The organism is Roseovarius sp. 10, assembly GCF_033100315.1.
Classification (GTDB): Bacteria; Pseudomonadota; Alphaproteobacteria; order Rhodobacterales; family Rhodobacteraceae; genus M30B80.
Map to the genome: position 1 here is coordinate 647,161 of NZ_JAWLVH010000002.1, position 9,742 is coordinate 656,902.

Sequence of the window (9,742 nt, forward strand, 5' to 3'; positions counted from 1 at the left end):
GCGCCGGCAAAAGCCGGCGCTGCCCGCGGTCAAATTTTAGTTTCGTCGACTTTTGCAGGATGAAACAGCCTTGACCTTCCAGCGGCCTTTGCCTCGTTGTCGAACACTGTTCCCTTGGGAGCTGACACAATCTCAAGCTGCATTCCCCATGGGGCCATGAAATAACACCAGGTCAGTCCAAGGTTTGGGCCATCGGTATAAGAGGTTGGCTCACCGAGTATTTCCACATTGTTCGCCTTGAGGAAATCAATTGCAGCATCCATATCGTCGACATAAAACGCCAAATGATGACCGCCTATGTCACTATTCTTGGGCGGAATTTTTACTTGGTCTGGAGCTTCATACTGAAAAATCTCCAAATTAGTCCCGTTTCCACAGCGGACATATCGAAACTCTTTGATTACGCACCGGTCATCCACCCGTAGGTGCTGCGACATCCAAGAGCCCTCGCCCTTAAAATCTTTCGCAGCGGTGTAAAGAACCTCCGCACCAAGAATTCTTTCGAAAAAATCACAAGCTTCATCGATATCCGGCACAGTGAAGCCGATATGTTCCATTCCTCGCATTCCAGGCATTGCCATTTTACTAATCTCCCTATTGCGTCACAGATGCTTAGAAACAAAGTCACTCAGGGCTTGGTACTGCCCCGAATGGGCGACGGCTTCATAGAAGCCGCGGTAGACTTGATGCTGGTCTTCATAGAGGCCCCGAAGTTGTTGATTTGGGTCAAAAGTGCTCTCAACCTGCACCATAGAGTCCACGGCTTCGTCGATAGAAGCAAAGGCGCCGGCACCAAATGCACCCAGAATTGCCGCGCCAAGAACTGTACACTCGCGCTCTTTCAAGACAGTGGTAGGCACGCCGATTATATCAGTCATTATCTGAACAAAGCCATCCGACTTTGTACCGCCGCCTGTTAACCGGAAATCCGTAATCCCACCGTCCACGTCGCTTTGAAATGCGTCGAAAACCATGCGCATTTCGTTTGCGCAGCCCTCTAAGAGGCCGCGGATAAGGTCTGCACGCTGATGATATAGACCTAACCCTAGAAAGCCTCCGCGAGAAACTGCATCGTAATAGGGCGTAACTTGGCTTGCCATAAAGGAGTGAAACAATACCCCATTCGCACCAGGCTTCGAAGTTTCGGCTTCGTTCACCATTACGCTGTAGACGCTCTTTCCCTTTTTAGCTGCTTCATCAAGTTCATTGCGGCCCAAGTGGTCGCGCCACCAGCGGAGACAGGCGCCCAAGCTGAAGGCGCCCCCTTCAATATCCCATGCTCCAGGCACACCGTGCCCACCCCACCAAAGATTTTTTCCTTTGATGCGTTGAAGGCTATCAATATGGGCCACCATTACACCAGCGGTACCCACGGTGAATTCAGCCATTCCTTGCTTGATGACACCGGCACCAATGGCAGCACACTGCTGATCACCGGCGCCACGGCACAGTATCAGACCCTCCGGGAGGCCCATCTGTTCAGCCGCTTCCTTGGATAGCTTGCCGACTTGACCTGATGGAATACCAACTGGAGGAAGGCGATCACGGTCGATGCCACACACTTTGAGAATACGATCAGACCAATCAAGTTTTTCAATATCCATCATACCGTTAAGCGTTAGGGAGGCCGGGTCTGTAGACCAATCCTCTCCCCCCATCCGATACAGAAAATATTCTTGGCCATTTGCGAACCAACGAGTTTTCTCGAAGAGTTCTGGGGCATTTTCTCTGAGCCAAATAACTTTTGCTGCAGACCAGAGGGGACTTATTTGCATTCCGGTGTGTTCTTGATGCTCTCCCTCACCGGGAAATTCATCTGCGAGCTTCTCCTCACATTTGAGTGCCCTCCCACAGTTCCAGACAATTGAATTCATCAGGGGCTTTTTATGCTCATCCAGGAGCGCAAACGTTCCACGTTGACTTGAGAGGCCGAGAGACACGTATGCGTCTGGTGACAAATCTGCTTGAGCGGCTGCTTGGCGTGAGGCCTGACATATACCGTCCCAAACAGCCTCAAGATCCTGCTCAATCCACCCAGCCTTCGGAGACTGACAATCATATTCCTTGTAGCCCTGACCCAAGGCGTCCCCACGCTCACTGAAAATCATAACAGTGCAGCCAGTTGTGCCCGCATCAATTCCGACAAATGCACGTTTAGCTTTCATTTTTTCCTCCCAAAGAGACCGAATGGCTGTCTAGCCATGCCGACAATGCGCCTAAAAATTTTTTGCGGCGCTTTTTTTCTTGATCCGAGAAATCATCCAGTAACCTTTGTTTCTCAAGCAAAACGTCTTCACTGACGGTGATCGATTGAACGCAATCCACCGCTGGGTAGGTGTCACCTGTCCCATTCCAGCCACTGTTTGTTGAAAACCCATAGACTGCTAATCCAGATGGCCATGTGGCATCGAGCAATTGTGGTATATCTCCTCGAGTTCGAACCCAGCAGTGAATGTCGCGAATATTTCCAGCATGAACCTGATCGAGGAGATCCTGGGGCATCGAATTATGCGGAGCAACTCCTGTGGCAAAGTCGCAGTCGACTAGCTCAATCACTGCATCAAATCCCAAAATTCGAAGGGCATCACGAAGGATTATGTGTTTAGCAGTGCATGCCCCCCTCCTCGCTTTGAGGGCGGTATACGGAGACCTGTCCCCACTTGAGAAATATGGAATCTCTCTCACTGCGTGATAGACTTCAACCACGGCAGCATGGCCTGAGCTCGAAATTTTATCGCGCACAAAGCCTTGCAACTCGGACTGGTATCCACTGACGCTCACCGCTCAATCCTCCTCAGAAATAGGCGTGCCCATCACCTGAGTCGAAGATGTGCCACTTGTCGCGATTTACACTGAGGTGGCAGCTATCGCCGGGTTTTCCGTTGAACTCAGGGGTTGTTTTCACCCGAATTCGCGCATCTTCCAACTCCACTTCCACGAGCATGTCGCCCCCTAGCAATTCATTAACAAAAATCTTGCCTTTGATGCTGGGTTCGCCCGGATCAGTCATCGAAATGCTCAGCGCATCGGGTCTTACGCCCATGCGCGCTTGCTTCGCATTGCGAGCGCCATTGAGGCGTTTTATTTGCTCCGAGAGCAACGGAATTTCGAAATTTTTGTGGCTAAGGTGTACCTGATCCCCATTGCCTTGGAGCTCGCAGGTTAAGAAGTTCATTGCTGGCTCGCCTACGAAACCAGCCACCCAAGCATTCACAGGATGATTATAAATCTCGCTGGGGGTACCCCACTGCTGCAGCTCTCCATCATGCATGACCGCGATATAGTCAGCCATTGATAAAGCCTCGAGTTGATCGTGGGTTACGTAAATCATCGTCGTACCCAGTGATTTTTGAAGGTGCTTGATTTCACCTCTCATGTGAGCTCGCAACTTAGCGTCGAGGTGGGCGATCGGCTCATCAAAGAGGAAGAGTTTTGGCTCACGGACAATCGCACGACCAATTGCAACTCGCTGCTTCTGACCCCCCGATAGTTCGTGAGGCCGCCGCTCCATCAAGTGATCAATCTCAAGGAGCTTCCCCGCAGCCTCAACGCGATCCTTAATGGTGCTGTCATCCATTTTGCGAAGTCGCAACGGATTTGCCATATTCTCAAAAACCGACTTGTGCGGGTAGAGCGCATAGTTTTCAAATACCATTGCCACGTCGCGATCTTTTGGAGCCAGATCGTTAATACGCTCTTCATCAAACAAAACATCTCCAGCAGAGATATGCTCAAGCCCCGCAAGCATCCGCATTGTCGATGATTTTCCACATCCGGACGGACCTAAGATCGAAACAAAACTTCCATCTGGACAAGTAATGTTGAGGTCCTTTACCGCAGGCGTTTCACCGTAATATTTCCAAACGTTTTTAAGCGTTACTGTAGCCATAATAGCCTCCCAATGTGACGGCTCTGGGTATTCTTAAAGCCATACAAACCAATCATTCCTTCACAGCGCCCATAGTGAGCCCAGTGACAAGATATTTGCGAATAACCAAGCCGAGCAGCATCATGGGTGCGGTTGTCACGACCCCCGCGGCCATAATTGAGCCCCACTGAATATTTTGAGGTTGGACCAGCTCGCGCGTTGCTACCGGCAAAGTTTTTGCACCACCTGACCCAATAATCGCAGCGAAGAGAAAATCATTCCACGCGAACAAAATGCAGAGAACGACAAAGGCGCCGATGCCAGGGGCCACTAATGGTACGATCGACCAAAATGCTTGGAAGCGAGTGCTCCCATCAACCATTTGAGACTCTTCGATCGCATATGGAACATTGTCAAAGAAGCCCTTCAAAATCCAAATTGCGAATGGGAGGTTGAATGTGGTGTAGGCAAGGATCAAACCCGGAAGAGTTCCGACGAGATCAAGTGTGCGAAAGATCGAATAGAGTGGCACCATGACGGCCACAACCGGCGCCATTCGCGTAGAAATAATCCAAAAGAAGAGGTCTTTCTTTCCACGAAACTCTACTCGGCTGAGACTGTATGCAGCCAGAGATCCGAATACTACTGACACAATCGCAGAGCCACCCGCTGCGATTAGACTATTTGCCATATACCGCCCAAAGTTACCCTCGGAAAATAGGCTTGAATAGTGCTCAAACGTCGGAGTGAATTCGAAAAAAATACCGACACCCGACCAGTCTCCTACTGCAGGCAGGTTGAACGCCTCCAACAAGTCTTTGAAGGACGAAACAAACATGATGACAAAAGGGAGGAGCGTCCAAATTAGGTAAACGGCCAGGAACAAAGCAGCAGAAACACGCAGCGCTTTTTGTAATGGCGTATCGTAGTGAACGACGTCTTGAGAGGCCATAATTATTTCCTTTCCGATTGCGGTTTGTCGAATACGCGCACCAAAATCATGCCGAGTACTATGGTTACGATGAGCAAAGTGAGGGCGATTGCGGCTCCTCGACCCAATTTGAAGAACTTGAATGCAACTTCAAAAAGATAGACGGGGAGGATCTTAGTGGAATTTCCAGGACCCCCACCAGTGAGAACCAGAATGTGGTCGATGAAACGGAAATTATCCATGAAGCGTAATAGGATAGCGATCAGCAACACTGGATAAAGGTTAGGCAATGTGATGGCGAAAAAGTTTCGAATTGGTGATGCGCCATCTACCATGTTGGCCTCAAGTTGATCACGAGGAACCTTTTTAAGCCCCGCGAGCGCAATCAAAGTGATTAATGGAGTCCACTGCCAAACATCCACCAAGACAATGGCGTACATTGATGTCGATTGGCTTGCCAAGATTGATGCGCTATCGAGCACGCCTAAGCTTTGAAGGATCCAATGATACCATCCAAAAGTACCATTATACAGGAATAGCCAAAGCAGGCCGGCCACTGCTGGGGCCATCATCATTGGCATCAAAAGAGCAGTTACTAAGTATTTTTCGTAGCGGTGGTTATTTACAATAACAGCCAGCATCAGACCGATAGCCAACTGCATGAACAGGCACATCGCACTATATTTAAGAAGCAAACCCCATCCGCTTAAAAAGTTAGGGTCTTTCAACAAGCGAGCGTAATTACGTAAGCCAACCCACTCTGAGCTCCCAATGTCGACAGATTGCAATGACATAACAATGAGCCAGAAGAACGGGTACAAGGATATAAATGCGAGAACCGCAATCGCTGGCGCCATTAGGTAAAGGTAGTAACGCTTTGGCGCCGGTGGGTTAAAAACCGTTGGCTCAGGCAGAGCATCTGTGAGAGGTCTGGCCTCGACTTCGACTGAGTGTTCCCTAGCTCTGAATAATTGGGCGGCACCGGACAACATAGATTTATTTTCGAAATTTGTGACATTAGTCATGAGTGACGCTCCGAAGTGGTCTTACTTTTCCTTGGAGTAAGGTTCAGCGGAAGAAAAAGTCTCCGCTGAACCTCAGAATTTAAAGATTAGACATCGTTCAAGTAGTCAAATTGCTCTTTCATCGCTGCGGCAGTCTCTGCAGGCGATTTTTGACCGGATAGCATTTGCTGGGTTTCTGAAGCTAAGATGGAGTGATACTCGTTTGCCTCAGGAATTTTTGGCCCCAATACAAAGTGTGGATCTTTGATGCCGTGATTATACACAGCGTCAAATGTAAGAGCATTTGGCATGTTTGTTGGCCGTTGCTGAGCCGCCTTAACATCTTCGCGCTCCAAAACAGACTTTCTAGTCGGGGTACCGCCTAAACCTGCCAAAACATCGTACTGGATCTGGTTGCTGGTCGACCAAATTGCGAACAGATACGCAGCACGCTGCATATCTTCCGAGGCGTTAGCATTGATGCCAATGCCGCCGATGCCACAGTTAGTGCCATTAACAAGTGGACCACCAGTCAGGTTCCAATCAGCATCACCCTTTGGACATGGCGCGTAGGCGGTGCGTCCACCAGATGCTACGGAGGTCTCTGGGTTTTCCACCGACGCAGCAAATTCATGATACTGGACTTGCATTGCAATGTTGCCGGACTGGTAAACAGTATTCAGCTCCAATGTGCCGTTAGCCAAGTTGTCTGGGTGAGAGGCATCGCCTAGCTCTTTAAACTTTTCCAACATCAGAACCGACTGTTCGTCGCCCCAGTTGGTGGGTCCGGGACGTTTGGAGCCAAGCTTGTCGTCAATTGGGAAGTCAATCCACTGCCCATGCGAGAACATCATACGCTGAATATCAAGCTGGGTAGTCCAGGCGAAGGAGCCCTGGTGCTGCGCGTAACCATATGGTACGTCAGCGCCGCCCTCCTTCATCGCCTTGAAGAACTTGGCGATATCGAGGACCTGCTTCCATGTGGTCTCTTCGTTGAACTCCAAGCGATAGCCATACTCGGCTTCGAAGTCTTTCGTGTGCGCTTCAAAGAGGTCCTGTCGGTAGAAAGTACATGCCACAGCCGCATCATAAGGAAGGGCAATAATCTTGTCTTCGGCATAGAAACGTCCACACGCTGACAGGAAGTTTTCAAACCAAGCCCCGTCCCCATATCCCTCAGGATCTTGTGGAAGTGTGTCGTCGCCAAACATAGTGCTCAAGTCGACGTAGAAATCAGCGAATGGCGCTCCGATTGGTTTGTCCTGCACATAATTCAATGTGTAGTCGGACTTGCCTGAGCGAAGATCGATCCCAGCTTTTTGTTGAACAACGGGCAAGTCATCCGTGAGAATTTCGACTTCAATGCCAGTTTTCTCATAGAACGACTGGATATTTTCGCGGATCGCAAACGATGGTGGAGTATTTTCCGAAAGAAAAACTAATTTTGAACCGGCGTATTGACGCCATTTTGCTTCCTCGGATGAGGCCGCTTGGACCCTCGTGCTCATTATGGTGGAATTCAAGCCGACCGCAAGAGAACCCGCTCCGAGCATGGTAGCTCCCGCACCACCCAACTCAAGAAACTTGCGACGACTAATAGGCGTGTGGATCGCCTTTTTAGGTTTATAAAACATTTAGTCTCTCCCTTTTAAGAGTGGCCATACGGCCAAACCTGACGTCAATCATCGCTCCTACCCGTTTGGGACCCTCGATTCTCGAGTCAGCAATCCCACGTTATTGTAAAAAATTTTTTTGTAAATAATTTTCTTCATTTTGCCATATGCTAAAATTTATTTTAAAAAAATCAGCGCATATTTCAATAAATTTTGTAATTTTTACAGAAAAATTATTTTCTACTGCGCGTAGGGTTGCGTAATTTTTTAGCTGTAACGCACTCATAGCGCCAGCACTGCACCGCGGGAAGCGCACCCCCTCTACAAAAAGAAAAAAATTTTCATACTTGACTTAAGATCTCCAAATATCGTATACGAAATACAAAATACAAAACCTTGTCAACTCCAAAACAAAATGCCATGCTGCATCTCTCAAAAAGGTGACAAGATCTGATGCGCTCGATACGTTACAAAAAATCATTGGCTGAAGAGACATATGATAGCCTACTTGCTGCAATCACGTCCGGGGAACTGGAGCCTGGTGAGCGACTGAACCAAGACCAATTGGCTGAACAATTGAACGTGTCACGACAACCCGTTAACAGCGCCATTGCAATCCTGAAAGCCAACGGACTGTTACAAGACAACGGGAAACGAGGGGTCATCGTTGCCCCAATCGATCCTCAGTATTTTATACATATCTATGAGTTTAGATTAATCGTTGAGCCCTCAGTCGCAAAACTAGCGACTGACCGTAGGCCAGACAATGCAGACACAGAAGCAGAAGAAATCATGAAATTAGGACAGTCTGCAGTCGAGAGCGCGAATAACTTTGACCTAATTGCAGCAGATGCAGCCTTCCACAGAATGATTTATCAATGGGCTGGCAACACTGTAGTTACGCAATCTCTAAACGCTAATTGGCATCACGTAGAACGCTTCATGGGACGCGTTCTACGTGATGAAAAGTTCATCAAATCCACTTGGAAAGATCATCGAATGATCTTGGAACACATCCAGTCAGGCAATGGTGATTTGGCCGAAATGCAGATGCGCGACCATATACACAGAGCGAAAGAAAGTACACTGGCCGCACTTATGGCAAATAGCAAATAAAGTAGCTGTAAGTGCCTTCCACGCAAAGGATACCAAATGCTCGATCTCGGCAAAAGAAAGTCCATCTATCAACCAGAACAGGACGGCTTAATATTTCCACAAGAGCCAAAATATGAAACCGTTGAAGCAGAACGGGAACACCGCAAACAACGCCTAGTGGCAGCCTGTCGTGCATTTGCTCAACAAGGTTTTGATTACGGCTTTGCCGGTCACTTAACGGTCCGCGATCCAGAGCATCCCGAGCTCTATTGGACAAACCCCATGTGCATTCACTTTAGTAAAGTGATGTTATCCAATCTTATACTTGTGGATCACAATGGCACTGTAATCGAAGGTGAATACGCAGTTAACCGAGCTGGGTTTGTACTGCATGCTAACGTCCATGAGCAGCACCCTGATATTATCGCGATGTGCCATGCTCATACAACCTATGGGACCGCTTGGTGTGCTACCGGGCGTCCAATCGATCCGATAACTCAAGACGCGTGCGCATTCTTTGAGGATCACGTTGTAGTTGGGGAACAGGCTGGAGCAGTTGCAGTTGAGACCCATGCTGGCTCTGATGTCGCTAAAGCATTCAAAGGGGTTAAGGCGGCGCTCCATCAAAACCACGGCCTTTTGACTGCATCGCGCCACTCTATCGAGAGTGCGGCCTTCTGGTTTATCGCACTTGAGCGTTGCTGCAAACAGCAGCTTGATATCGCCGCAAGCGGAATTACGCCAATCCGAATTCCTGATGAGCGTGCTCGATACAGCCGGGAGCATGTCGGTAGCGAGTACATTGGGTGGCTTCACTTTCAAACCATATGGAACCAACTTGTCCTAGACCAACCCGATATGTTGAATTGATATACCTAAGTGAAAAGCCGCACCCTATTAGAATTGTACTCTCCAGGCGGTCCAGTAACTGCAATGGTTTCGTCCATCAACTTCGAACATAAGCCATAGCTAGGGAACGAACTTCAAAGCGTTCGATCGTATGGAGGATTGGAAGATCAATCTGGTATTCCCAAAGAACACCAACCGGACGCCATTTTAATATAAAGTGGTCTCATAGGATTACTTGCCTGAACACTTTTGCAATGACGCCGAAAATCCCAAAATTTCTGCAGCGCAACCTCAATGCGGCTTACTATCACATGTGCCGCTTGGGGACGCCGTTGCCAACTGAAGCTGAACGCATGCTCCGCGACGGGCTACATCGTTGGGC

At 48.8% G+C, this 9,742-nt stretch carries 10 protein-coding genes; 2 read left to right on the forward strand and 8 right to left on the reverse strand.

The window, feature by feature from the left end; genetic code table 11:
* Nucleotides 1–29 precede the first annotated feature (29 nt).
* From RYZ18_RS10360 to RYZ18_RS10395, 8 genes are all read right to left on the reverse strand, one after another.
* The gene (locus tag RYZ18_RS10360; protein WP_317656668.1) at nt 30–581 is read right to left on the reverse strand and encodes a VOC family protein; all 552 of its coding nucleotides are present in this window, start codon (nt 579–581) and stop codon (nt 30–32) included.
* 21 nt (nt 582–602) lie between these two features.
* A complete protein-coding gene (locus RYZ18_RS10365) occupies nt 603–2,165 on the reverse strand; it encodes an FGGY-family carbohydrate kinase (protein ID WP_317656669.1) in 1,563 nt (520 codons plus the stop codon).
* Nucleotides 2,155–2,781 carry a hypothetical protein gene (locus RYZ18_RS10370; RefSeq protein ID WP_317656670.1) on the reverse strand — a complete coding sequence of 209 codons (627 nt, stop codon included), beginning with the start codon at nt 2,779–2,781 and terminating at the stop codon, nt 2,155–2,157. Before RYZ18_RS10370 ends, RYZ18_RS10365 begins: the two co-directional genes overlap by 11 nt.
* 13 nt (nt 2,782–2,794) lie before the next feature.
* The gene (locus RYZ18_RS10375) at nt 2,795–3,889 is read right to left on the reverse strand and encodes an ABC transporter ATP-binding protein (protein WP_317656671.1); all 1,095 of its coding nucleotides are present in this window, start codon (nt 3,887–3,889) and stop codon (nt 2,795–2,797) included.
* Between the two features lie 52 nt (nt 3,890–3,941).
* Complete coding sequence (locus RYZ18_RS10380; RefSeq protein ID WP_317656672.1) at nt 3,942–4,820, reverse strand: carbohydrate ABC transporter permease; 879 nt, start codon at nt 4,818–4,820, stop codon at nt 3,942–3,944.
* A gap of 2 nt (nt 4,821–4,822) precedes the next feature.
* The gene (locus RYZ18_RS10385) at nt 4,823–5,824 is read right to left on the reverse strand and encodes a sugar ABC transporter permease (protein ID WP_317656673.1); all 1,002 of its coding nucleotides are present in this window, start codon (nt 5,822–5,824) and stop codon (nt 4,823–4,825) included.
* A gap of 86 nt (nt 5,825–5,910) precedes the next feature.
* Nucleotides 5,911–7,437, reverse strand: coding sequence for an extracellular solute-binding protein (locus tag RYZ18_RS10390; protein ID WP_317656674.1), 1,527 nt, complete (start codon nt 7,435–7,437; stop codon nt 5,911–5,913).
* Nucleotides 7,438–7,537: 100 nt separating this feature from the next.
* On the reverse strand, nt 7,538–7,702 hold the full coding sequence (locus RYZ18_RS10395) for a hypothetical protein (protein ID WP_317656675.1): 165 nt from the start codon (nt 7,700–7,702) through the stop codon (nt 7,538–7,540).
* 167 nt (nt 7,703–7,869) lie between these two features.
* On the opposite strand from RYZ18_RS10395, the gene RYZ18_RS10400 reads away from it, so the two are divergent.
* Both RYZ18_RS10400 and RYZ18_RS10405 read left to right on the forward strand, forming a co-directional pair.
* Nucleotides 7,870–8,532, forward strand: a complete 663-nt coding sequence (locus RYZ18_RS10400; RefSeq protein WP_317656676.1) for a GntR family transcriptional regulator — start codon at nt 7,870–7,872, stop codon at nt 8,530–8,532.
* Nucleotides 8,533–8,568: 36 nt separating this feature from the next.
* Nucleotides 8,569–9,381, forward strand: a complete 813-nt coding sequence (locus RYZ18_RS10405) for a class II aldolase/adducin family protein (RefSeq protein ID WP_317656677.1) — start codon at nt 8,569–8,571, stop codon at nt 9,379–9,381.
* Nucleotides 9,382–9,742 lie beyond the last annotated feature (361 nt).

What these genes read in the sequence shown, in the direction of transcription:
- RYZ18_RS10365 (WP_317656669.1), bottom strand. Translation starts at nt 2,165, where the DNA reads ATGAAAGCTAAACGTGCATTTGTCGGAATTGATGCGGGCACAACTGGC.
- RYZ18_RS10405 (WP_317656677.1), top strand. Translation starts at nt 8,569, where the DNA reads ATGCTCGATCTCGGCAAAAGAAAGTCCATCTATCAACCAGAACAGGAC.
- RYZ18_RS10360 (WP_317656668.1), bottom strand. Translation starts at nt 581, where the DNA reads ATGGCAATGCCTGGAATGCGAGGAATGGAACATATCGGCTTCACTGTG.
- RYZ18_RS10380 (WP_317656672.1), bottom strand. Translation starts at nt 4,820, where the DNA reads ATGGCCTCTCAAGACGTCGTTCACTACGATACGCCATTACAAAAAGCG.
- RYZ18_RS10385 (WP_317656673.1), bottom strand. Translation starts at nt 5,824, where the DNA reads ATGACTAATGTCACAAATTTCGAAAATAAATCTATGTTGTCCGGTGCC.
- RYZ18_RS10375 (WP_317656671.1), bottom strand. Translation starts at nt 3,889, where the DNA reads ATGGCTACAGTAACGCTTAAAAACGTTTGGAAATATTACGGTGAAACG.
- RYZ18_RS10395 (WP_317656675.1), bottom strand. Translation starts at nt 7,702, where the DNA reads ATGAGTGCGTTACAGCTAAAAAATTACGCAACCCTACGCGCAGTAGAA.
- RYZ18_RS10390 (WP_317656674.1), bottom strand. Translation starts at nt 7,437, where the DNA reads ATGTTTTATAAACCTAAAAAGGCGATCCACACGCCTATTAGTCGTCGC.
- RYZ18_RS10400 (WP_317656676.1), top strand. Translation starts at nt 7,870, where the DNA reads ATGCGCTCGATACGTTACAAAAAATCATTGGCTGAAGAGACATATGAT.